This window comes from Promicromonospora sp. NPDC110617 (genome assembly GCF_055598465.1).
The window spans coordinates 60,275-82,860 of record NZ_JBVKBM010000005.1; the positions used below are offsets into that span (position 1 = coordinate 60,275).

A 22,586-nucleotide genomic window follows, 5' to 3' on the forward strand; every position below is an offset into this window, starting at 1 on the left:
CCCGGCGGTCATCGCAGTGACCTTCGCGCTCAGAGCTGTTGCTGACGGACCGTACCTTCGGCCCTCAGAGCCGCACAACGAGTGGTCGCACAGTTACGGGTTTTCCCCATCCTGCTGCCGGTTCGCCGCGGGTGACGGCGGCGGACGCCGGGGCCGCGCTGTGAATGTTCGGCCCGCACATCTGAGGATCGGGTGACGGAGGTGCGTGGCGGCGCCCGGCGCGGGGGCGCAGCGCTTACCGTCTACCCGTGACGCTCGTCGACCTCGTGCTCCTCGTGGTGCTGCTCATCGCCCTCGGTGCCGGGCTGAGCCGGGGCCTGCTGGCCACGCTCGGCGGCCTCGTCGGCCTGATCCTGGGCGGCCTGGCCGCGTTCTGGGCGGTCCCCGCGGTCAACGACGTGCTGCCGTCGTCGCAGTGGCGCGGGCCGGTCTCCATCGCCATCGCCGTGCTGCTGCCGCTGTTCGGGGCGTCCCTCGGCGCCGGCCTGGGCCGCGACCTACGGCGCGGCGTGGACCGCACCGCGCTGCGCCCGCTGGAGCGGCTGCTGGGCGGCGCGGCGAACGTGATCGTGGTCGCCCTGGCGCTGTCGTTCGTGGGCAACGCGGTCTCGGCCACCGGCACGCCGGGCGTCTCGTCGGCCGTGTCCTCGTCGGCGGTCCTGCGCACCATCGACGACCTGACGCCCGCAGCGGTGGGCCGCCCCCTGGCCCAGATGCGCGCCATGGTGCTCGACGACGGCCTGCCGCGGCTGAACATCCTGATGGTCCCCCGGCAGGACCCGGTCACGCCCGTCGTCGACCTCGACGACCCGCAGCTCGAGGCCGCCGCCCAGTCGGTGGCCCGGATCTCCGGCATCGCCTACGCGTGCGGCAAGAGCTCGACCGGGTCGGGGTTCGTCGTGGCCCCGGACCGGCTGGTCACCAACGCGCACGTCGTGGCGGGCGTGGACCGGCCGGTCGTCGAGCTGCCCGACCGTCCGGCCCGCGAGGGGCGTGTCGTGTACTACGACCCGGTGGACGACCTCGCCGTCGTCGCCGTCGAGGACCTGGGCGCCGAGCCGCTGAAGATCGCGCGGACCCTCTCCGTCGGCGACCGCGCCGCCGTCCAGGGCTACCCGTGGGGCGGCCCGTTCACCTCACGTGGCGCGGGCGTGCTGAGCGTCAGCACCGCCCCCGTCCCGGACGTCTACAACGAGGGGGCCAGCCCCCGCGAGGTCTACTCGGTGGCCGCCGAGGTGCGCCCCGGCAACTCCGGCGGGCCGCTGCTGACCACCGACGGGCGCGTCGCGGGCGTCATCTTCGCGCGCGCCGAGGCCGACGTCGAGGTCGGGTTCGCCATGACGGACGCCGAGCTGCGGCCCGTCGCCGCCCAGGCCACCGCCCTGGACACCCCGGTGTCGTCGGGCCGCTGCGCGGCCTGACCCCTCCCGGCCCGCCCCCTCCCGGCCCGCCCCGCCTGGACCGCCCCGCCGCCGACCCCGGAAGGCCCCTAGAACGCCCGGTAGTCCGCGATCGGCGTCTTGGGCCCGCGCCGCGGCGCGCGCGGGTGCCCGGAGAGCGACAGCAGCCGGACCACCCGGTGCCGGTGCGGCGCGTAGGGCGCCAGCAGCCGCAGCATCCCGGCGTCGTCGGTGCGCTCGCCGGCCAGCGCCCAGCCGACGGCGGCCGGGAGGTGGAAGTCGCCGACCGAGACGGCGTCCGCGTCGCCGAACGCGCGCTGCGCCACCTCCGCCGATGTCCACACGCCCACGCCCTGCACCTTCTCCAGCCGCACCCGGGCCTCCGCCGGCGCCATCGCGGCCGCCTCCTCCAGCCGTGGGGCGACCAGGGCACACCGTGCCACGGTCCGCGCACGTCCGGGGTCGACGCCGGCGCGGTGCCAGTCCCACACCGGGACCCGCGCCCAGGCCTGCGCGTCGGGCACCACGCGCAACCCGCCGCGCTGCCCACCCCGCTGCCCGCCGTGCTGCCCACCCCGCTGCCCACCTCGCTGCCCACCGTCCAGACCCTCGGGCGCGGGCCCGGGGGCCGGGGTGCCGTACCGCATGAGCAGCCAGCGCCAGGCCCGGTGCGCCGTGACGGTCTGCACGCGCTGCTCCAGCACGGCGGGCACCAGGGACTCCAGCACCCGCCCGCTGCGCGGCATCCGCAGGCCGGCGGCCCGGCGGTGGGCGTCGCGGACCTGCGGGGGCGGCGCGAAGCCCGCCGCGTCGTCGTCCTCGCCGAGGAGGACCGGCAGCGCCTCGGCGGCCTCGCGGGCGCCGTCGCCCCACAGGTGCACCACCACCTCCCGCGGCCCGGCCGGGACGAACCGCTGCGTCACCGGCCCGCTCCGGAGCAGCGACGTGCGCCAGACGGACCCGTCGGCGGCCCGGTGGAAGGTGGGGTCGCCCGGTCCGTGCGCGAGCGGTCCGAGCGTCAGGCCGACGTCGAGCCGCCGCGGCGAGGTGTGGCGGACGGTGAGCACATCCCAGTGGACCACGCCCGGGGACCGCGCCGGTACACCATGCCGGAACACCATGCCGCGACGGGTTCACCCCACCGCTCACGGGACGGCGCGCTCCGCCTCCACCCGGTCCACCTCGCGCACCACGGTCTCCACCAGCAGGCGCTGCCCGAGCGGCCGGAAGTGCCCCGCCAGCGGCAGCTCGACGTTCCGCGCGCCGGGCAGCCGGCCGGTCTCGGGGATGTGCGGGTCGAACCGCGGGTACACGGCGGTGATGCGCTCGTTGACCAGCAGCTCACCCGCGAGCGCCAGCAGCACCGGGTCCCGTGGGTCGAAGGAGCGCAGGGCGCGCGAGAGCATGTACCGCGCCCAGCGGGAGCCGGAGAAGGGCGTGGCGATCGCCACCATGCCGAGCACGCGGTCGCTCGCGGGCGAGAGCATGACGTGCTTGCCGATGAGGCCGCCCTTGCTGTGCGCCACGAGCACGACGCCGGACAGGTGGGCGCGCTCGAGGTGCTCGACCACGACGTCGGCGGACTCGGGGACGGGCCGGGCGTTGTGCCGCAGGCCGGGCACGGCGTGCACGGGGTGGCCGGCGCGGGCGAGCGCCGTGGCCGCGGGGCCGAGGAACTCCCAGGTCTCGTAGATGCCGGGCAGGAGCACGACGGGCGCGGCGCCGCCGGGTCCGGTGGGCAGGACGGCGCGGCCCACCAGGTGGCGCAGCTGCCGGTCGGCGGCCCAGGCGTAGTCGACGGCCCGCGTGCCGAGCCGGCCGAGCTCGGCGAGCACGCGTGGGGCGGGCCTGCCGGGGTCGCGGGACCGGTTCATCGGGTGCAGGTTATCGCGGGATGCGGGTGCCCGGGCCGGGTGCGACCGTGTGTTCATGCGTGTCGTGGTCGTCGGAGCAACGGGAAACGTCGGGACCGCGCTGTTGCGCGCCCTGCACGCCGAGCCGCGGGTCACCTCGCTGCTCGGCATCGCGCGGCGGCTGCCGGACCGCACCGCGGAGCCGTACCGGCACGCGGGGTGGGCCGCGGTCGACGTCGGCTCCGAGGACCTGGACGCGACGGTGGTCGCGCGGCTCGCGGACCAGTTCGGCGGGGCGGACGCCGTCGTGCACCTGGCCTGGCTGGTCCAGCCCAACCGGGAGCGCGAGCTGCTGCGCCGCACCAACGTGGAGGGCACCCGCCGGGTGGCGGAGGCCGTGGCGCTGGCCGGGGTCCCGCACCTGGTGGTCGCGTCGTCGGTGGGCGCGTACTCCCCTGTGGGCGACGACGCGCCGCGCCAGGAGGACTGGGCGACGGCGGGCGTCCGGACGTCGCACTACAGCGTGGACAAGGCCGCGCAGGAGCGGGTGCTCGACGAGTTCGAGGCGGCGCACCCCGACGTCGTGGTGGCCCGGCTGCGGCCCGCCCTGGTCTTCCAGGCGGACGCCGCTCCCTCGATCGCGCGCTCCTTCCTCGGGCCGCTGGTGCCGGTGCGGCTGCTGGGCCGGCTGCCCGCGCTGCCGCTGCCCGCCGGGTTGCGGCTGCAGGCGGTGCACGCCGACGACGTCGCCGACGCCTACCGGCGCGTGGTGGTCGAGCGGGCCGCCGGCGCGTTCAACGTCGCCGCCGGGGACGTGCTGCGCGGGCAAGACCTCGCGCGGATCGTGGACCACGGGCGCCTGGTCGAGGTGCCGCCCGCCGCCGTCCGGGGCGCGCTGGCCGCGGCCTACGACGCGCACACGGTGCGGGCGGACCCGGGCTGGCTGGACATGGCGCTGTCCGTGCCGGTCCTGGACTCGGCGCGGATCCGGGCCGAGCTGGGCTGGGAGGCGCGGCGGACGGCGGCGGAGGCGGTCGAGGACCTGCTGGACGGGATGGCCGCGGGCCAGGGCGTGGGTTCGGCGCCGCTGCGTCCGGCGCGACCGCGGCCTCCGGGTGCGTGGGACGGGCCCCGCATCCCCGACTCGATGGACCACTACCTCTTCGGTCTCTACCTCTCGGACCACTTCACCGGCGCGACGGCGGGCCTGGAACGCCTGGAGCTGATGACCCACACCTCCGAGGACACGCCGTTCTACGCCGAGCTGGCCGAGGCGACCGAGCAGCTCCGGAGCGAGCGGGAGCTCTACCGCGACCTGCTGGCCACCCTCGGCGTGCCGCGCCGCCGGCACCGCCAGGTGGCGGCGTGGCTGGGCGAGAAGGCCGGGCGCCTCAAGCTCAACGGCCGGATCGCGGACCGGTCTCCGATGACGCCCGTGCTGGAGGCGGAGCTGATGCGGTCGGCGGTGCTGGGCAAGATCGGCGGCTGGCAGACGCTGCGCGAGCACGCCGCCGACGTCGGCCTGGACCCCGCACAGCTCGACGAGCTCCTCGCGCAGGCGCGTCGGCAGATCGACCTGTTCGACCGGTACCACGCCTGGGCGCGCGAGCGGGCGTTCCGGACGGCGGCCTGGGAGCGCTAGCGGGCCTCGTCCTCCCGGTCCTCCCGCGCTGCCGCGACCCGGATCTCGCGGCCACGCTCGACCTCGCGCAGGTGCTTGGCCTCGCGCTTCTCGCTCGCCCGCGCGTCCTTGGGCGGGAGCTGCACGTTCTCCTCGGCGGCGATGCCGCCCTGGAGCTCGCGCCCGCGTTCGAGCTCCGCGTCCAGCTCGGCGCCGAACAGCAGCGCGAGGTTGGTGATCCAGAGCCACAGCAGGAACACGATGATCCCGGCCAGCGACCCGTACGTGGCGTCGTAGCTCGCGAACGACGCGACGTAGAACCCGAACGCGGCGGACGCGACCAGCCACCCGAGGATCGCGACGACCGCCCCGACACTGATCCAGCGCATCCTCGGCTGCCGCACGTTCGGCGTGACGCGGTACAGGAGCGCGACCAGCAGCACGGCCAGCAGGAGCACCACCGGCCACTTGACGATGCCCCAGACCGTGACCGCCGTCGAACCGAGGCCCACGGCCTCGCCCACCGCCCGGGCGAGCGGCCCGCTCAGCACCAGCGCCCCGACGACCAGGGCTGCCATGACCACCACGATCAGCGTGACCAGCAGCATCACCGGGCGGAGCTTCCAGATGGGGCGGCCCTCGTCGATCCCGTAGATCCGGTTCATCGCGCGCCCGAACGCGCCGACGTATCCCGACGCGGACCACAGGGCCAGCACGACACCGAGCACCAGGGTGAGCCCGGCACCGCCGCTCGCGGCGGCGTTCTGGACGAGCGGCTCGACGATCGCGAGCGCGTCGGGCGGCACCACGCCGTCGACCGTGTCGAGCACGCGCTCGACCGCCTGGCCGCCGTCCCCCACGAGACCGAGCACCGAGACGAGCGCGAGGAGCGCCGGCGCCGCGGCGAGCACCGCGTAGTACGTCAGGGCCGCGGCCAGGTCCAGGCACTCGTCCCGCGTGAACTGGCGCACCGTGTTGCGCGCGACGTATTTCCACGTGCTGCCATGCAGGTCCGGCGGGGCGTCCGGCGTGCGCCGGTCGTCCGGCGCCGGTGCGGCCGCGCGTGCGGACGAGTCGTCGATGTCGGTCATGTCAGCCCCCTCGTTCCGACCACCTCTTGCCCGGCGTGCTTCTCCGCGGGCCCGGGCCCGCGGAGAAGCACGGTTCAGTCGTTCCCGGCGACCCGCGACCGGACGTCGGCGGCTGCCTCCCGGCCGTGCTCACCGACGGACCGTGCGGCGTCCTTCGCGGCGTCCCGCACGGCCTCGGCGCTCTCCTGGACCGGACCGCGCAGGTCGTCCGCGACCTCCTTCGCCGTGCTCCGCACGTCCTCCACGAACGGCGCCGCCTTCTCCCCGACGGTCGTCGCGGCACGGCGTTCGGCGCGGCTGGACGGGATGAGCGACGCCGCCACGAGGCCCAGCCCGAAGGCGACCAGGCCCACCCCCAGCGGGTTGCCCTGCGTCTGCGCGCGGACCGTGCGCGGCACGGAGCCCACGGACTCCGCCACCGACGACGCGGCCTCCCGGCCGCGGCCGGCCAGGTCGTGCGCGCCGGTCTGCGCCGAGCCCGCGGCGTCGTGCGCGGAGCCCATCACGCGGTCCTTGACGTGGGACACACCGGAACGCACGCGGTCGGCCTGACGCCGGGCGACGTGACTCGGGTTCACCTTGTCGCCGAGCGCGTCGACGTCGTGGCTCAGTTCCTCGCGCGTCCGCTCGATGTCCGCGCGGATCTCCTCGGGATCGTTGGTGCTCATGAGTTCCTCTCCTCGTGTCCACGCAGTGCGTCGGGGATCTTCTTGACCGACTCGGTCGTCCTGGACAGGCCCTCCACGGAGCGCAGCTCGGCGCGTCCACGCGCGGCGAGCACGGCGGCGATCACCGCCCACACCGCCGCGACGACCAGGGCCGACCAGCCGCCGCCGATCAGCGAGCCGAGCGCCCACCACAGCGCGAGGGACAGGAACAGCAGGACCATGTGGCCCGCCACCCCGGCGCCGCCGAACATGCCGGCGCCCTTCCCCGCGCGCTTGGCCGACTCGGTCACCTCGGCCTTCGCGAGCGCGACCTCCTGCCGGATCAGCGTCGACAGGTCACGGCTGACCTCGCCGACGAGCTGGCCCACGCTCTGCCGCTCGGGCGGCGCGTTGCGGCCGTCGGTCGGGTCCGGTGCCACGCTGGAGGCCACGAACGGATCAGGTGCGCTCGACATACGGCTCACCCCCGGCGCTCGGCGCGGCCCAGGACTCCGGGGCGGGCGGCGCGGCGGGCGGCACGGCAGCCGGCGGCGCGACCGGCGGCGGGGTCGACGGCGGGGTCGACGCGTGGCGGCGGTCGCCCTCGTCGTCCGGCGCGTCCCGCATGCCCCGGACCAGGCGGCCCACCAGCAGCCCGGCCCCCGCCGCCAGCGCGATGAACAGGCCCGGCCGGCGCCGCGCGAAGTCCTCGACCTCGCGCAGGACGGCGCCGGGTTCGCGTTCGTCGAACCAGTCCGCGACGCGGCCGGTGGCGTCACCCGCGCGCTGGACGAGCTCGCTCGCGTAACCCGGGTCCTGGGTGCCGCCCGCCATCTGGCCGAGCTCGTCGCCGAGCGACCGCAGGCCGCTGGCCAGATGCTGCTGCTGGGTCTCCATCTGGGCACCGAGCTCGATGCGTGTGCGCCCGATCAGGCCCCGCGCGCGTTCCGAGGCCTCGTGGGCCACGTCGCGCGCCGCCTCCTTGGCGTCGTGTGCGGTCTCGCGGCCGGCGTCCCCGATCTCCGACGCCGCGTCGGCGACACGTTCCTTCATGCCTGGGGCCCCTCCGGGATCGTCCCCGGCGCCGCCCGTTCCGGACGACCAGCTCCCCTGCTGCGGGCCCGTCCCTGTGCTGTACGGATGTGCCGTCTGGCTCATGATGGGACTCCTGTCGTCGTCCCCGCCTGACGGCGGTGGACGAGGTCGGAGAGCAGGGCACCGGTGTGCCGTGCTCCACCGTGCGGCCGCTTCATGACCTCTTTCCAACCTAGGCGGGTGAAAGCCACTCGCAACCCGGGGTCGACGCGCGGCGGCCGGCGAGGCCCGATGGCAGGGCGACCGATGTCGGGAATACTGCGGAAAAGGACTCGGTAACCGAGAGCAAAGAGCGGCTCAAAAACCCCTATTCATCAGCGTCTTTGCGGTCCGGACTGTCCGAATCGCCCGAACCGGCGTAGGGTGAATTGCTCGGAGTCATGAAGCGGCTCCCGATCCGGACGGATCTGGGAGGCACCTGTGTCCTTGATCGAACAGCCGCGCTCGACCGCTGTGAGCGACATCCAGAACAACCACTCCGCACCCACCGCAGGTTTCTCGCCGGCAGCCCTCATGCGCACGATGGGGCTGGGTACCAATCTTCTGGTCGGTACCTACCGCGTCGAGCTCGCCTCCGGGACGTGGTGGTGGTCCGACGAGGTCTACACGATGCACGGCTGGAAGCGGGACGAGATCGAGCCAGGGCTCGACGCCCTCCGCTCCCGCAAGCATCCGGACGACCGGACCCGCGTGGTCCGCGCCGCCAGCCAGGCGCTGCGGGTCGGCCGCCCGTTCGCGTGCGCGCACCGCATCGTGGACCGCAACGGCCGCACCCGGTCGGTGGTGGTGACCGGCCAGGGCAGCCAGAACGACCGCACCCATTCGCCCGAGCTGGTCGGCTACGTCGTGGACGTCACGCCCGTGCAGAAGGAGGCGCTGGACCGGGAGGCGGACGGCGCGGTGAACCGCGCGTTCGTCAGCCAGGCGGCGATCGAGCAGGCCAAGGGCGTCATCGCCGCGGTGCGGGGCGTCGACGAGAACGCGGCGACGGAGATCCTGGTCGAGGTGGCGCGCAAGGCCGACGTCCCGCTGCGCCTCGCCGCCGACCAGGTCATGGAGGCGCTGCAGGCCGACAACGAGAAGGCCGGCGTCACCCAGGCCGCGCTCCGGCGCGCGCTCGACGTCGTCCACCCGGTGGGGCGGCCGCGCGGCCATGACGCCCTCCTGACCCGGCGGCCGCGTCGCACGGACACGCGCCGCCGGGACAACTGACCCGGACGGCTGGCCGGGACAGCTGAGCCCGGAACAGCCGAGCAGGGTCAGCCGAGCAGGGTCAGCCGAGCAGGGTCAGCCGCGCCCGCCGGGCGGCGGGCACCTCGAAGGACGGCGCGCCCGGGGTCAGCTCCGCGGTGAAGGCCGCGAGGTAGGAGTCCAGCCAGACGGCGCGCCCGCCCTCCGTGGGCGCGTCGCCGGCCGGGTCGTCCACGGCGAGCTCCAGCCGGGCGTCGCGCACGCGGAGGGTCTGGCCCGACGGCGTGTCCACCCACGAGCCGGACTGGATCGAACCGATCTCCACGGCCAGCCGGTGGCCGGCGGCCAGGGTCCAGTCGGTCGACTCCAGGTCGAGGGTCACCCGGCCCGGGTCGACGACGGCGGCCTGCTCGACGAACGGCACGGCTGTCCCGTCCGGGGCGACGTCGTGCAGCTCGACCAGCACGTTGCCGGTGCCCCGCACGTCCAGCGCCACCTGTGGTGTGCCGACGACGCGGGTGTCCGTCCTGACGGGCGCGGACCATTTCAGGAAGCTCGACCGGGCGCCGTCCTGCTCCTCGTCGGGGCCGCCGTCATCGACGTAGGAGCCGCCGCCGAGCGCGATCCGCGCGGTCCGGTCGGCGGTCGGCCACGTGTCCTCCGCGCGCCAGGCGCCGGTGCTGTCCTGGATCGAGAACGCCGGGTACTCCGTCGTCGGCGCCATGCCCTTGAGGTGCTCGTCGTAGAAGGCGCCGATCTCGTCGAACCAGCCCGCGCGCCCCATCTGCAGGGTGCCGTCCTCGGTGCGGTCGTTGCCCCGCACGTGGTCCCACGGGCCGAGCCAGCCGCGCTGCGGGCCGTCGTGGTGGGCGAGGTACTCGGCCATGCCCTCGGGCCGGGTGTTCCACTCCAGGAAGCCCTGGGTGACGAACAGCGGGGTGTCGCTCCCCTTCGCGTGCCTCGCCAGGTCCCGGTCCTGCCAGTAGTCCGTGCCCGGGTCGGCCTTCAGGTTGTCGACCGTGTTGGCCGCGACGCACTCGGGGTGCGCCAGCTCGTACCTCGAGTTGGCCAGGTAGCGCTCGTCGTCGTCCGGCAGCTGCGGGAGCTGGGCGATCGTGTTGTACGTGCTCGGCGCGATGATGCCCTCCTGACGGGGCACGCCGTTGCTGCGGACACGGTCGTACATGTCCCAGATGGGCTCCTGGGCGACGACCGCCTTGAGCGCGTCCTGGTCCAGGTTGTTGCCGATGAGGCCGGTGACGGCGTCGTACGACTTGCCGTACATGCCCACCGCGCCGGTGGACCACGACTGGTCGGCGGCCCAGTCGATCGCGGCGGCCACGTCGGCCTGCTCGCCGGGGCCTGCGAAGTCGAGGCATCCGGTCGAGCCGCCGTAGCCGCGGGTGTCCACCAGGACCAGGGCGTAGCCGCGGTCGAACAGGTCGATGCCCTCGACGAGGTCGCCGAACCGGTCGGACGGGCCGGTGTGCGCGTGGCCCTCCGCGGAGATCTCGCCCGAGTGCCCGAAGTACGAGCCGGCCGACAGGATCACCGGCACCCGCTCGCCCTGCTCCAGCCCCTCCGGCAGCAGGACGTCGGCGTGCAGCTCGACGTCGGAGCCGTCCGAGGACGGGAAGTAGTGCTGCGTCCATGCGGCTCCCTCCGGGACGCGGTCGTTCTCCGCGTGCGTCACGGGGTGGTCGGCGGTGGCGACGGCGGCCTTCCCGGACGTGCTACCGGGCGACGTGCCCGCCGGGGTCGCGGACGGTGCGTTCGTCGGGTCCTCCGACGTCGCCAGGGCGACGGGGACCCCGACGGCGCCCGCCAGGGCGACGACGGCCAGGGCGGACACGGTCGTGAGTGCGGCTCGTGGTCTGTGCATGGCTCGATCACACCGGATCTTTCACCCGCTCGACAGTGGGACGACGTCACCGACCCCGCATGACATTCATCAGGCCCGGCTGTGACGCAGCGTCACTGGTGGGGCCGGGGCCGAGGACGAATACTGGGGAACGATTCTCCGTGCCCCACCCGAACCGGAGTGCCCGATGGACCTCGAGCCAGTGCGTGTGTCGCACCTCCGCGCGCACCTGACCGGTGCGCGCGCAGCCTGTGCGCGCGCGGCCGGTGCCGAGCGGGTCGAGTGGTGAGGCCCCGGCGGACCGCCCTGTCCGAGCACAACGAGGTGTCCCAGGGGAAGCTGCGCCGCCTCAACCTCGTGCTCCAGGTCCCGCCGATCGTGCTCACGGGCGTGGTGCTCGTGCTGATCGACCACACGACCTGGTGGGGCACGGCAGTGCTGGTCGTGGGCGTGCTGGCCGCGGTCGTCGCGATGGAGCGGTGGACGGCGGACGACCTCGCACGGGTCGCCCTGCCCTGCCTGACCGTCACGGCGGCGGTGTGGGTCTTCGGGGCGCTGGTGACCGACAGCAGCACGGCGTTCTACGGCGTCGGCGTCGTGGGCTCCCTCGTGGTGCCCCAGCTCCCGCGGCACCGGATCGCCGCGGGGCTCGGGCTGCTCGGCTTCATCGTGGCCGTGGGCGCGAGCCGGCTGCTGGTGTCGCCCGGCGACGTCGCCGGCGACCTGATCACCTACGTGCTGGTGCCGGCGGGCGTGTTCGTCGTGGCCACGCCGCTGCTGTACGGCAACCAGCGGTACCTCGACCTCATGAAGGAGACGCGCGACCGCGAGGCCGAGCTGGCCGTCGCCCAGGAGCGCATCCGGTTCGCGAGCGACCTGCACGACATCCAGGGACACACCCTGCACGTGGTCAAGTTGAAGACCGTGCTGGCCCAGAAGCTGGTGCACGGCGACGCCGACCGGGCGCAGGAGGAGCTGCGCGAGATCCACGCGCTGGTCGCCGACACGATCGCGCAGACCAAGAACCTGGCGCACGGGCAGCGGCGGCTCAACCTGTCGGTCGAGCTGGAGAACGCGAAGAACCTGTTCGAGGCCGCGGGCATCGACGTCCGCGTCGACCGCGTGGCCGAGGCCGACCCGCGGACCGCCGAGCTGCTCGGCCAGGTGCTGCGCGAGACGACCACCAACATCCTGCGGCACGCGCAGGCCTCACTGGTGCGGATCACGCTGTCCGGCTCCGGCATCGACATCGTCAACGACGGCGTCCGGGACGGGCCGCCGCCCGCGCTCGGCGGGCTGTCCGCCCTGCGGCAGCGCGTGGCCGAGGACGGCGGCGAGCTGACGGTGGAGCAGGGTGCGGGACGGTTCCGGACCGCGGCGACGTTCCTGCGGGACGGCGTGACCCCCGCGAGGCCCGCAGCACCGGCGGGACCCGCGGGGCCTGCGACGACGACGAGAGCACTGGAGGGCAGCCGATGACCACGGTGGTACTGGCCGACGACGAGGCCCTGCTGCGCAAGGCCCTGGCCGCGCTGCTCCCCCTGGAGGGCGACATCGAGGTGCTGGCCGAGGCCGAGGACGGCGTCACCGCCGTCGAGGCCACGCTGCTGCACCGGCCCGACGTGCTCGTGATCGACCTGGAGATGCCGGGGGTGGACGGGCTCGGCGCCGTCGCACAGATCCGGGCCGCGCGGTCGGACCAGGTGATCCTCATGCTCACCCGCCACGCCCGGCCAGGGGTGCTGCGCAAGGCGCTGCGGCTCGGCGTCCAGGGCTTCGTCAGCAAGTCCGCGGAGCCGGCGCACATCACCCAGGTCATCGCGGCCCTGCACGAGGGCAAGCGCTGGATCGACCCGGACGTCTCGGCGCTCGCCGTCATCGACGACTGCCCGCTCACCGAGCGGGAGGTCGACGTGCTGCGGGTGACCAGCAAGGGCTACTCGGTCGCCGAGATCGCAGCCCAGCTCCACCTCGCGGAGGGCACGGTGCGCAACTACCTCTCGAACGCGATGCAGAAGACCCAGACCCGGACCCGGCACGAGGCGGCACGGTACGCCCGGGAGCACGACTGGCTGTAGGGGGGCTGGTTGTCGGGCGCACTCTTGCCGGTCATGACCTCTGCGCCACAGGGCGGCGAGGCACGATACTGGGCAGGCACAAGGACGGCCGACCCAGGGAGCGGGCATGGCACACGGCGGCACGGGCCGGCTGTCGGTGCGCCTGCTCGGCCCGTTCGCCGTGACGGTCGACGACGCGCCCGTCACTCTCAGCTCCCGCCTGCGCACTCTCCTCGCGGTGCTCGCGCTCGACGTCGGGCGGCCCGTGCCGACCGAGCGCATCGCCGCCGCGGTGTGGGGGCAGGACCGCCCCGCCGACCCCCGCAAGGCGATCCAGGTGCTGGTAACCCGGCTCCGCACGGCGCTCGGGGCCGACGCCGTCCGCACCACTCCCGGCGGCTACCAGCTCGACGTCCGGCCCCAGGCCGTCGATCTCTCCCGGTTCGAGGCGGCGCTGACCGCGAGCCGCGCGGCGGCCGACCCCGCCGAGGAGTACCGGCTCCTGCGCCAGGCCCTCACGGACTGGCGCGGCTCCCCCTTCGAGACGGTCGACTCCGACCTGCTCCGCACGGTCGAGCGCCCGCGGCTGGTGCAGCCCGCGCTGGCCGCCGTGGAACGGTGCGCCGACCTCGCGCTGGCCACCCACGCCCCCCACCCCGGCGACCCCGACCCCGGCAACCCGGACCTCGGCGACCTGGCCGCCACCCTGCGCGAGCTCGTGGCCGTCCACCCGCTGCGCGAGAGCCTGTGGGTCCGGCTCATGGCCGTGCTCGACCGCACCGGCCGGCGCGCGGACGCCCTGGCCGCCTACCAGGACCTGTACCGGATCCTGCGCGACGAGCTCGGCACCCCGCCCGGCGAGGAGGCCCAGGCCGCGCACCGCCGGCTCCTCGCGCCCGAACCAGCCGAGCCACCCGAACCGGCCCAGCCACCCAAGCCACCGGCACCCCCGGCCATGCTCCCGCCCCCGGAGCGCACCTTCCGCGGCCGCGCCGCCGCCCTCACCGCCCTGGACGCCCTCCTCGACGCTGCTCCACGGATCGCCGTCGTCGACGGACCGGGCGGGGTCGGCAAGACGGCGACGGTGCTGCACTGGGCCCACCGCGCGTCCGACCACTTCCCCGACGGGACCCTCTACGTCAACCTGCGCGGCTACTTTCCGACCAATACGCCGCTGGCCCCCGCGGTCGCCGTCCGCCAGCTCCTCGACGCGCTCGGCGTCCCGCCGGCGCAGGTCCCGGACGACGCCGATGCCCAGGCCGCCCTGTACCGCTCGGTGCTCGCGGACCGCCGGGTCCTGGTGGTGCTGGACAACGCCCGCGACGTCGAGCAGGTGCGGCCCCTCCTGCCGGGCGGACGGCGCTGCGTGGTGGTCGTCACGAGCCGGAACCGGCTGGGCGGCCTGGTCGCCGTCGAGGGCGCCGCGCGGCTCGCCCTCGGGACGCTCCCGTCACCCGAGGCCGAGGACGTGCTGTCCGCCCGGCTGGGCGCCGCCCGCCTCGCCGCTGAGCCCGCGGCCGTCCGCGAGCTGCTGGCGCTGTGCGGCGGACTCCCCCTGGCGCACGTGATCGTCGCCGAGCGGGCGGCCGCACGGCCCGGGGCACCGCTCGCCGGCCTGGTCCGCGAGCTGCACCGCTCCCGTATCTCCGCCCTCTCCGCCGGCCGCGACCGGGCGGCCCGCTCCGTCTTCTCGTGGTCCTACCGCGCCCTGGGCAGGGACGCCGCCGCGGTGTTCCGCCTGCTCGGCCTGCACCCCGGACCGCACGTCACCGTCCCGAGCGTCGCGAGCCTCGGCGCGCTCCCCCGGGACCGCGCCCGCGCCGCCGTCGCCGAGCTGGAGCGCGCGAGCCTCCTGATCGAGCTCGCGCCGGGCCGGTTCACCATGCACGAGCTGCTCATGGACTACGCGTCCGAGCTGGTCGCGCAGGACCCGCCCGAACAGTCCGGCGCCGCGACCGTCCGCATGCTCGACCACTACCTGGGCGTCGCCCACCAGGCCGAGCAGGCGCTCGCGCCCACCGAGGACCGGCACACGCTCGGCCCGCCGTCGGACGGCGTCGTCGCGTCGCCCCCGTCGTCCGGGTACGACGCCGGCCTCGCCCTCCTCGAGGACGAGGCGCCCGTTCTCGTCGCGATGGTCCGGCGGGCCGCCGCCACCGGCAACCACGAGCACACCTGGCGCATCGCACGCTGCCTGCGCCCGTACCTGTGGGGACGGCGGCAGATCCCGACGCTCCTGGAGTCCGAGCGACTGGCGCTCGCCGGGCTGGAACGCCTCGGCCGCGTGCCGGAGCAGGTGGGCTCCCGCCGCTGGATCGCCCACGCCCTCATGCGGCTCGGGCGGCCCGACGACGCCTGGCGCACCCTCGAGCCGACCCTCCCCCTGACCGAGCACCAGGCCGAGCGCGCGGCCGAGCACCACGACGAGGTCGACGACACCACGCGCGCCTGGCTGCTGAACACGACGGCCGCCGTCCTGTCCGAGCTGGGCCGCCTCGACGAGGCCCTGGACCACGCGGAGCGGTCCCTCGATCTCTTCCGCCGAACGGGCGACCTCCTCGGCGACGGCTGCACCGAGTCGGCGGTGGGCCTCTACCTGCGCCGGCTGGGCAAGCTGGACGACGCCCTGGCGGCCGCGCAGCACGCGTACGCCACCCTGACGGAGACCGGCGACCGCTGGGTCCGCTGCTACACCCGCGAGCTCGTCGGCGACATCCAGCTCGAGCTCGGCGAGCCGGACGCCGCGGCTGCCACCTACCGGGCGTGCGCCGAGGACCTGCGCGCCCTGGGCCGCACGGACGAGCTCGCGGGGATCCTGGGCAAGCTCGCCGCCGCGCGCGGCGCGGCCGACGCCGCGGCCGCCGGCACCGCCGCCGACGACGGTGACGACGACGGCGACACCGACGCCGACGCTGACCCCGCCGGAGGTCGCTGGACGACCGGCAGCACCCGGTCGCCGTCGAGCACCACCTGACCGAGCGGCGTGAGGGTGTGCCAGACGCTGTTACGTTCCCGCCGCGACGCGATCAGGCCGGCGTCGCGCAGCACGGACGCGTGCTCCGAGGCCGACGGCGCGGAGACGCCGATGTGCCGGGCCAGCTCGCTCGTGCTCGCGCCGTAGGCGAGAGCCGCCAGCGCGGCCGCGCGGGTCCGGCCGAGGAGCGCGGCCAGCGCCCGGTCGTGCCGGCCGCCGCCGGCCGGGCGGAGCCAGGCGAGCCGGTGCGGCACCGGGTACACGAGCACCGGCGCGAGCCCCGGGTCGGCCAGCGAGATCGGCGCGCGCCAGCAGAAGAACGCCGGCTGCAGGGTGAGCCCCCGGCCCTGGAGGTACAGGTCCCGGTCGGCTGCGGTCTCGACGCACAGCACCGGGTCCCGCCAGGTGACGGACGGGTGCACCGAGCTCAGCAGCGCCGCCGTGCCGCCGCCGGTCAGGGTGCGCACGTGCGCGGCGACATCGGCCTCCACGGCAGTGCGGATCGCGGACCAGTAGGGGGCGAGCGCCTGGTCGTGGTACGCCTGGGCGGCGCGGCCCAGGCGACGACGGGCCGGCGCCGACCGCGCCAGGTCGGTGGCCCAGCGCGGCACGTCGCGCTGCCCGCCCAGGAGCCCCAGCTCGTCCCGGAACCGGGCGGACGGCGTGCTCAGCACCGTCTCCAGGCCCGCGCCGAGCTCGGTGGTCCCGCCGGCGGGCGTGAGGAAGTCGGGCGTGTACCCCCGCGGCGGCGTGAGCCGCAGGTAGGAGCGCGCCTCCCACGACAGCCCGGACAGCACGCGCGAGCGCCACTCGGCGAAGACCATCGGCCCGCCCGGCTGGTTCACCTGGTGCGCGCTGAGCACGGCCTCCCACAGCGGGTCGGGCCCGGGGGCGAGCCGGACCCGCAGCAGGTCCTCGGCGGTGAAGTGGATCCGTAGCATCGGCGCCCTCCTGCAGGACGCCGGATCTCGGCGTCAGCACACATTCCACGCGGTGACGGTTTCAAACCGCTTTCACTTTCGGTCGGGACGCCGACCCGGCAGGATGGCCGGGACGGGGGCGCGACCGAGCGGGACGATGCGGCAGGACGGGATGCGGCGGGACGGGATGCGGACGGACGACGGGCACGAGCCCGCGGTCACGGTCTCCGTGCTGGGCCCGTTCGCCGTCGTGGTCGACGGCGCGGAGGTGCGCCTGCCCGGCCGCCTGCGCGCCCTCCTGGCCGGGCTGGCGGTCGGCGCGGGCGCGCCGGTGTCCGTGGAGCGACTGGTCGACGTCGTCTGGGGCGAGGACCTGCCCGCCTCCCCGCAGGGGTCGCTGCAGGTGCTGGTCCGCAGGCTGCGGTCCGTCCTGGGCGACGCCGCCGTCGAGACCGGACCGGGCGGGTACCGGCTGGCCCTCCCCGCCGGGTGGGTGGATGTCGCGTCGTTCGCGGGCCTCGTCCAGGCCCCGGCCGCCGAGACCACGCCCGTAGAGACCACGCCCGTAGAGACCACGCCCGCGGAGACCCCTGCCGCGGAGCGACGGCGCCTGGCCGAGGCGCTGCGGCTGTGGCGCGGGGCTCCGTTCGACGGGGTCGGGTCCGAGATCCTGCACGCGGTCGAGGCGCCGCGGCTGGAGGAGCAGCGCCTCGCGGCGCTGGCCCGCCGCATCGAGATCGACCTGGCGACGCCGGACGACGCCCTGGTCGCCGAGCTGCGCGAGCTCACGGACCGGTACCCGCTGCAGGAACGCTTCTGGGGGCACCTCATGACGGCGCTGGCCCGGAGCGGACGGCCCGCCGAGGCCCTCGCCGCCTCCGCGCGGCTGGAGCAGACGCTCGCCGACGAGCTGGGCATCGGCCCCGGGGAGGCGGTCCGGCGGCTGCGGCGGGAGATCGCCGGCGCGGAGAACGCAGGCGGGGAGAACTCAGGCGGGGCGACCGCGGGCGGGGAGACCACAGGCGCGGAGTCCGTCGGCCGACCGGGCGCGGAGCCGGGCCGCGTCCCGCGCCAGCTCCCGCTCGGTCCCCTCACCTTCAGCGGCCGCGCGGCCGCGCTCGCCGAGCTCGACGCGTTCCTCGCGGACGACGGCGCGCCCCGGGTCGCGGTGCTCGACGGCGCGGGCGGCGTCGGCAAGACCGCGACCGCCCTGCACTGGGCGCACCGGGTCGCCGAGCGGTTCCCCGACGGGCAGCTCTACGCGAACCTGCGGGGGTTCGACCCGACGTCGGCCCCGGTGCCGCCGGGCACGGTGGTGCGGGCGTTCCTGGAGGCCCTGGGCGTGGCCAAGGGCCGCGTCCCGGCGTCGGAGGACGCCCTGCTCGCGCTGTACCGGGGCGTCGTGGCCGGACGGCGGCTGCTCGTGGTGCTGGACAACGCCCGCGACGCCGACCAGGTGGCGCCGCTGCTGCCCGGGTCCGGGCCGGGCGTCGCCGTGGTCACGAGCCGCGCCACCCTGACCGGCCTGGGCGCCGCGCGGGTCGCGCTGGGCACCCTGACGCCCGCCGAGGGATACGACCTGCTCGCGCTGCGGGTCGGCGCAGAACGCTGCGCGGCCGAGCCCGAGGCCGCGCGCCGGATCGTGGAGCGCTGCGCCGGCCTGCCGCTGGCCGTCGTGATCGCCGCGGCCCGGGTGCTGGCCCGGCCGGCGTTCCCGCTGTCCGCGGTCGCCGACGAGCTGGCGGACGGCGGCGCCCGGCTCGACACGCTGGGCGACGACGACGCGATGGCCGACGTCCGCAGCGTGTTCGCCACGTCGTACCGGGCGCTGTCGCCGCAGGCGGCACGCCTGTTCCGCCTGCTCGGGGTCCATCCCGGGCCGGACGTAGCGGCGGCCGCGCTGCCGGCCCTCCTCGGCGACCCGGGCACAGCGGGCACAGCGGGCACAGCGGGCACAGCGGGCGCCGAGGACGCGCCGGCCGAGCTGGTCCGCGTGAACCTCGTGACGGAGCACGTCCCCGGCCGGTACGCGATGCACGACCTCGTGGCGGAGTACGCCCGCGAGCGGGCGCGCGAGGACGAGACGCGGGAGTGGCGGGACGCCGCCGTGGGACGCGTGACGGCCTGGTACCTGGGCGTCGCGCTGGAGATGGACCGCCGCCGGTGGCCGGGCCGCGTCCGCCAGGAGTTCGTCCGGGACCCCGGCCCCGTCCGGGTGCCGGACGCGGAGCCCGCCGCATGGTTCCGGGCCGAGCGGACCGTCCTGTTCGCCGTCGTGGCGGCGGCCCGCGAGCACGGGCTCCACGGCGAGCTGATGTCCCTGGTCTGGGCCCTCTACAGCACGCTGTCCCAGCACGCGGAGCAGCGCGACGCGCTGCGGACGGTGCTGGTCGCGGCGCGGGACGTCGCGGTCGAGGTGCGGGACCGCGGGGCGGAGCTGTGGTGCACCCGGTACCTCGCGGCGGTGGCGGCAGCCGCGGGGCGCCGGAGGGAGTGCGAGGAGCTGCGGCGACGCACGGTCGACCTGGCCGCGGAGCTGGGCGACGTGCGAGGGCTCCAGCTCGCTCACCACGGCTACGCCGGCGACCTGGTGCGCTGGGGGCGGCACGACGAGGCGGTGGCCCAGGCGGAGCAGGCGCTCGTGCACGGCCGCCGCTCCGGCGACCCCTTCCACGAGGCCCACGCGCTGAACATCCTCGCGTGGTCCCTGGCGCACGCCGGCGACCTCGACCGGGCGCTGCCGCTCGCCGAGCGGGCCCTGGGGATGCTGAACGACCGGGACAACCCGACCACCCGCGCCGTCGTCTGGGACACGCTCGGCCTCGTGCACACCGCCCTGGGCGACCCGGAACGGGCGATCGTCTGCTACCAGGAGGCGGCGGTCCGGTTCCGGGAGTTCGACGTGGGGCAGGACCTGGTGGCGGCCGAGCGCCGGCTCGCCGTCCTGCTCGGGGAGGCCGGCCGGTGGGCCGAGGCGCGCGACGCCTGGCAGGAGTGCCTGGACCAGTCCGTCGAGCTCGGGCTCGGCGGCGTCGCCGGGATCCGGGCGGAGCTGGCCCGGGCCACCGGGGAGCTCAGCCCCGCGGAGCTCAGCACCGCGGAGCTCAGCACCGAACTCAGCCCCGACGACGCGAGATCGTCCGGCCCAGCCACACCAGGGGGTCGTACCGCCGGTCCGCCACCCGCTCCTTCATCGGGATGAGGGCGTTGTCGGTGATCTTGATCCCCTCGGGGCACACCTCGGTGCAGCACTTGGTGATGTTGCAGCGGCCCAGGCCGTGCTCGTCCTGCGCGGCGGGCACCCGGTCGGCGACGTCGAGCGGGTGCATCTCCAGCTCGGCGACCCGCATCAGGAACCGCGGGCCGGCGAACGCCTGCTTGTTCTCGTCGTGGTCGCGCACCACGTGGCACGTGTCCTGGCACAGGAAGCACTCGATGCACTTGCGGAACTCCTGCGAGCGCTCGACGTCGACCTGCGCCATCCGGTACTCGCCCGGCGCGAGGCCGTCCGGCGGCGTGAACGACGGGATCTCGCGCGCCTTGGCGTAGTTGAACGACACGTCCGTCACGAGGTCGCGCAGCACCGGGAACGTCCGCATCGGTGTCACGGTCACCACGTCGGTGGGCGCGAACACCGACATCCGCGTCATGCACAGCAGCCGCGGGCGCCCGTCGATCTCGGCCGAGCACGACCCGCACTTGCCCGCCTTGCAGTTCCACCGCACCGCGAGGTCGGGCGCCTGCGTGGCCTGGATCCGGTGCAGCACGTCGAGCACCACCTCGCCCTCGTTGACCTCCACCTCGAAGTCCGCGAGCGCCCCGCCGGAGGCGTCCCCGCGCCAGACCCGGAAGCGACCCTTGTAGCTCATGCCGTTCCTCCCTCGGGGTGCAGCGCCGCGGACCGCCCGGCGTCGGTGTGCCCAGCGTCGGGGTGCCCGGCCAGCTCGGCCGGCGTGTAGTACTTCTCCAGCTCGGACAGGTCGAACAGCGCGAGCAGGTCCGGGCGCATGGGTTCCCGCTCGGCGGGTTCGACGGCGGTGCGCGGCACCACCGCCGCGCCGGACCCGAGCCCGGACCCGTCCCGGACGCAGTGGGTGACCAGCACCCGGTGCCGCCACTCGGCGTCGAGCCCGGGGTGGTCCTCGCGGGTGTGGCCGCCGCGGCTCTCGGTGCGCAGCAGGGCCGAGGACGCGACGGCCTCGCTGACCATGAGCATGTTGCGCAGGTCCAGCGCGAGGTGCCAGCCCGGGTTGTACTGGCGGTGACCCTCGACGACGACGTCGTGCACCCGGGCCCGCAGCTCGGCGAGCCGGTCGAGCGCGGCGACGACCTCGGCCTCGGTGCGGATGATGCCGACCAGGTCGTTCATCACGCGCTGCAGCTCGGCGTGCAGCGTGTAGGGGTTCTCGCCCGCCCCGCTGACCGGGTGCGCGTCGAACGGGGCGAGCGTCATGGCGGCCGCCGCGGCGACGTCCGCCTCCCGAACCTCGGGACGGCGCTCCAGGCCGACGACGTAGTCGGCCGCGCCGAGCCCCGCGCGCCGGCCGAACACCAGCAGGTCGGACAGCGAGTTGCCGCCGAGCCGGTTGGAACCGTGCATCCCGCCGGCGCACTCCCCCGCCGCGAACAGCCCGGGCACCCGGGACTGCCCGGTGTCGGGGTCCACGGCGATGCCGCCCATCACGTAGTGGCAGGTGGGTCCGACTTCCATCTGCTCGGCGGTGATGTCGACGTCGGCCAGCTCCTTGAACTGGTGGTACATCGAGGGCAGGCGCCGCCGGATCTCGTCGGCGGGCATGCGGCTGGCGATGTCGAGGTAGACGCCGCCGTGGGGTGAGCCGCGGCCCTCCTTGACCTCGGTGTTGATGGCGCGGGCCACCTCGTCGCGAGGCAGCAGGTCGGGCGTGCGGCGGTTGTTCTCCTGGTCGTCGTACCAGCGGTCCGCCTCGTCCTCGGACTGGGCGTACTGGCCCTTGAACACGTCCGGCACGTACCCGAACATGAACCGCTCGCCGTCGGAGTTGCGCAGCACGCCGCCGTCGCCGCGCACGCCCTCGGTCACGAGGATGCCCTTGACGCTGGGCGGCCAGACCATCCCGGTGGGGTGGAACTGGACGAACTCCATGTCGATCAGGCTGGCCCCGGCGCGCAGGGCCAGGGCGTGGCCGTCGCCCGTGTACTCCCAGGAGTTGGACGTGACCTGGAAGGACTTGCCGATGCCGCCCGTGGCCAGCACGACGGCGGGCGCCGAGAACTGCACGTGCCGGCCCGACTCGCGCCAGTACCCGAACGCCCCGGCGACGGCGCCGTGGTGCTCGGTCCCCGCCTCGGGGTCGGTGAGCAGCTCGGTGATCGTGCACTCGGCGAACACCCGCAGCCGCGCCTCGTGGTCGCCGGTGGCGGCGTGGTCCTCCTGCTGCAGCGCGACGATGCGCTGCTGCAGGGTGCGCAGCAGCTCCAGCCCGGTCCGGTCGCCGACGTGCGCGAGCCGCGGGTAGGTGTGCCCGCCGAAGTGGCGCTGGCTGATCCGGCCGTCGGGCGTCCGGTCGAACAGCGCGCCGTACGTCTCCAGCTCCCAGACCCGGTCCGGCGCCTCCTTCGCGTGCAACTCCGCCATCCGCCAGCTGTTCAGGAACTTGCCGCCGCGCATCGTGTCGCGGAAGTGCACCTGCCAGGAGTCGTGCTCGTTGACGTTGCCCATGGCCGCCGCGCAGCCGCCCTCGGCCATCACGGTGTGCGCCTTGCCGAACAGCGACTTGCAGACGATCGCCGTCCGCAGCCCACGCTCGCGGGCCTCGATCGCGGCGCGGAGCCCCGCGCCGCCCGCGCCGATCACGAGGACGTCGTAGTCGTGCCGTTCGATCTCGGTCAACGCC

At 75.2% G+C, this 22,586-nt stretch carries 16 protein-coding genes and 1 pseudogene; 7 read left to right on the forward strand and 10 right to left on the reverse strand.

Annotated elements, in window-relative coordinates; genetic code table 11:
* Positions 1-248 precede the first annotated feature (248 nt).
* Positions 249-1,421, forward strand: a complete 1,173-nt coding sequence (locus tag ACZ7LE_RS24260) for a MarP family serine protease (protein ID WP_470405781.1) — start codon at positions 249-251, stop codon at positions 1,419-1,421.
* 68 nt (positions 1,422-1,489) lie between these two features.
* On the opposite strand, the gene ACZ7LE_RS24265 is transcribed toward ACZ7LE_RS24260, so the two are convergent.
* Positions 1,490-2,482: a DNA-3-methyladenine glycosylase family protein gene (locus ACZ7LE_RS24265; RefSeq protein ID WP_470405782.1), complete on the reverse strand. Its 993-nt coding sequence runs from the start codon at positions 2,480-2,482 to the stop codon at positions 1,490-1,492.
* A gap of 63 nt (positions 2,483-2,545) precedes the next feature.
* On the reverse strand, positions 2,546-3,274 hold the full coding sequence (locus ACZ7LE_RS24270; protein WP_470405783.1) for an esterase/lipase family protein: 729 nt from the start codon (positions 3,272-3,274) through the stop codon (positions 2,546-2,548).
* Positions 3,275-3,329: 55 nt separating this feature from the next.
* Between ACZ7LE_RS24270 and ACZ7LE_RS24275 the strand changes: the two genes are divergently transcribed.
* Positions 3,330-4,895, forward strand: a complete 1,566-nt coding sequence (locus ACZ7LE_RS24275) for an NAD-dependent epimerase/dehydratase family protein (RefSeq protein WP_470405784.1) — start codon at positions 3,330-3,332, stop codon at positions 4,893-4,895.
* Here the strand turns inward: ACZ7LE_RS24275 and ACZ7LE_RS24280 are convergent.
* The 4 genes from ACZ7LE_RS24280 to ACZ7LE_RS24295 all read right to left on the reverse strand — a co-directional run bounded on the left by ACZ7LE_RS24280 (position 4,892) and on the right by ACZ7LE_RS24295 (position 7,665).
* On the reverse strand, positions 4,892-5,965 hold the full coding sequence (locus ACZ7LE_RS24280; protein WP_470405785.1) for a YihY/virulence factor BrkB family protein: 1,074 nt from the start codon (positions 5,963-5,965) through the stop codon (positions 4,892-4,894). The two genes, ACZ7LE_RS24275 and ACZ7LE_RS24280, sit on opposite strands and share 4 nt — an antisense overlap.
* Before the next feature lie 74 nt (positions 5,966-6,039).
* Positions 6,040-6,633, reverse strand: a complete 594-nt coding sequence (locus ACZ7LE_RS24285) for a DUF3618 domain-containing protein (protein ID WP_470405786.1) — start codon at positions 6,631-6,633, stop codon at positions 6,040-6,042.
* Entirely contained in the window at positions 6,630-7,088 is a 459-nt protein-coding gene (locus ACZ7LE_RS24290; RefSeq protein WP_470405787.1) for a phage holin family protein, read from the reverse strand. Before ACZ7LE_RS24290 ends, ACZ7LE_RS24285 begins: the two co-directional genes overlap by 4 nt.
* Positions 7,072-7,665, reverse strand: coding sequence for a hypothetical protein (locus ACZ7LE_RS24295; RefSeq protein WP_470405788.1), 594 nt, complete (start codon positions 7,663-7,665; stop codon positions 7,072-7,074). Before ACZ7LE_RS24295 ends, ACZ7LE_RS24290 begins: the two co-directional genes overlap by 17 nt.
* Before the next feature lie 462 nt (positions 7,666-8,127).
* On the opposite strand from ACZ7LE_RS24295, the gene ACZ7LE_RS24300 reads away from it, so the two are divergent.
* Complete coding sequence (locus ACZ7LE_RS24300) at positions 8,128-8,919, forward strand: PAS and ANTAR domain-containing protein (protein WP_470405789.1); 792 nt, start codon at positions 8,128-8,130, stop codon at positions 8,917-8,919.
* 61 nt (positions 8,920-8,980) lie between these two features.
* On the opposite strand, the gene ACZ7LE_RS24305 is transcribed toward ACZ7LE_RS24300, so the two are convergent.
* Positions 8,981-10,780, reverse strand: a complete 1,800-nt coding sequence (locus ACZ7LE_RS24305) for a CocE/NonD family hydrolase (RefSeq protein WP_470405790.1) — start codon at positions 10,778-10,780, stop codon at positions 8,981-8,983.
* 264 nt (positions 10,781-11,044) lie between these two features.
* On the opposite strand from ACZ7LE_RS24305, the gene ACZ7LE_RS24310 reads away from it, so the two are divergent.
* The 3 genes from ACZ7LE_RS24310 to ACZ7LE_RS24320 all read left to right on the forward strand — a co-directional run bounded on the left by ACZ7LE_RS24310 (position 11,045) and on the right by ACZ7LE_RS24320 (position 15,790).
* Positions 11,045-12,238: a sensor histidine kinase gene (locus ACZ7LE_RS24310; RefSeq protein ID WP_470405791.1), complete on the forward strand. Its 1,194-nt coding sequence runs from the start codon at positions 11,045-11,047 to the stop codon at positions 12,236-12,238.
* Positions 12,235-12,837 (forward strand): response regulator, encoded by a 603-nt coding sequence (locus ACZ7LE_RS24315; protein WP_470405792.1) that lies wholly within the window; start codon positions 12,235-12,237, stop codon positions 12,835-12,837. The genes ACZ7LE_RS24310 and ACZ7LE_RS24315 overlap by 4 nt, the downstream gene beginning before the upstream one ends.
* Before the next feature lie 106 nt (positions 12,838-12,943).
* The gene (locus ACZ7LE_RS24320; protein ID WP_470405793.1) at positions 12,944-15,790 is read left to right on the forward strand and encodes an AfsR/SARP family transcriptional regulator; all 2,847 of its coding nucleotides are present in this window, start codon (positions 12,944-12,946) and stop codon (positions 15,788-15,790) included.
* Positions 15,791-15,849: 59 nt separating this feature from the next.
* Here the strand turns inward: ACZ7LE_RS24320 and ACZ7LE_RS24325 are convergent.
* Positions 15,850-16,731 (reverse strand): annotated as a pseudogene (locus ACZ7LE_RS24325) (hypothetical protein); the annotation flags it as partial.
* 136 nt (positions 16,732-16,867) lie between these two features.
* On the opposite strand from ACZ7LE_RS24325, the gene ACZ7LE_RS24330 reads away from it, so the two are divergent.
* Positions 16,868-19,912: an AfsR/SARP family transcriptional regulator gene (locus tag ACZ7LE_RS24330; RefSeq protein WP_470405794.1), complete on the forward strand. Its 3,045-nt coding sequence runs from the start codon at positions 16,868-16,870 to the stop codon at positions 19,910-19,912.
* On the opposite strand, the gene ACZ7LE_RS24335 is transcribed toward ACZ7LE_RS24330, so the two are convergent.
* Positions 19,827-20,579 (reverse strand): succinate dehydrogenase/fumarate reductase iron-sulfur subunit, encoded by a 753-nt coding sequence (locus tag ACZ7LE_RS24335; RefSeq protein ID WP_470405795.1) that lies wholly within the window; start codon positions 20,577-20,579, stop codon positions 19,827-19,829. The two genes, ACZ7LE_RS24330 and ACZ7LE_RS24335, sit on opposite strands and share 86 nt — an antisense overlap.
* Positions 20,576-22,582 carry a fumarate reductase/succinate dehydrogenase flavoprotein subunit gene (locus tag ACZ7LE_RS24340; RefSeq protein WP_470405796.1) on the reverse strand — a complete coding sequence of 669 codons (2,007 nt, stop codon included), beginning with the start codon at positions 22,580-22,582 and terminating at the stop codon, positions 20,576-20,578. The genes ACZ7LE_RS24335 and ACZ7LE_RS24340 overlap by 4 nt, the downstream gene beginning before the upstream one ends.
* Positions 22,583-22,586: the final 4 nt, after the last annotated feature.

Bases quoted from the DNA above. Each gene is read 5' to 3' on its own strand.
- ACZ7LE_RS24320 (WP_470405793.1), top strand. From the start codon at position 12,944: ATGGCACACGGCGGCACGGGCCGGCTGTCGGTGCGCCTGCTCGGCCCG.
- ACZ7LE_RS24290 (WP_470405787.1), bottom strand. From the start codon at position 7,088: ATGTCGAGCGCACCTGATCCGTTCGTGGCCTCCAGCGTGGCACCGGAC.
- ACZ7LE_RS24270 (WP_470405783.1), bottom strand. From the start codon at position 3,274: ATGAACCGGTCCCGCGACCCCGGCAGGCCCGCCCCACGCGTGCTCGCC.
- ACZ7LE_RS24330 (WP_470405794.1), top strand. From the start codon at position 16,868: ATGCGGCAGGACGGGATGCGGCGGGACGGGATGCGGACGGACGACGGG.
- ACZ7LE_RS24280 (WP_470405785.1), bottom strand. From the start codon at position 5,965: ATGACCGACATCGACGACTCGTCCGCACGCGCGGCCGCACCGGCGCCG.
- ACZ7LE_RS24315 (WP_470405792.1), top strand. From the start codon at position 12,235: ATGACCACGGTGGTACTGGCCGACGACGAGGCCCTGCTGCGCAAGGCC.
- ACZ7LE_RS24285 (WP_470405786.1), bottom strand. From the start codon at position 6,633: ATGAGCACCAACGATCCCGAGGAGATCCGCGCGGACATCGAGCGGACG.
- ACZ7LE_RS24275 (WP_470405784.1), top strand. From the start codon at position 3,330: ATGCGTGTCGTGGTCGTCGGAGCAACGGGAAACGTCGGGACCGCGCTG.
- ACZ7LE_RS24295 (WP_470405788.1), bottom strand. From the start codon at position 7,665: ATGAAGGAACGTGTCGCCGACGCGGCGTCGGAGATCGGGGACGCCGGC.
- ACZ7LE_RS24305 (WP_470405790.1), bottom strand. From the start codon at position 10,780: ATGCACAGACCACGAGCCGCACTCACGACCGTGTCCGCCCTGGCCGTC.
- ACZ7LE_RS24335 (WP_470405795.1), bottom strand. From the start codon at position 20,579: ATGAGCTACAAGGGTCGCTTCCGGGTCTGGCGCGGGGACGCCTCCGGC.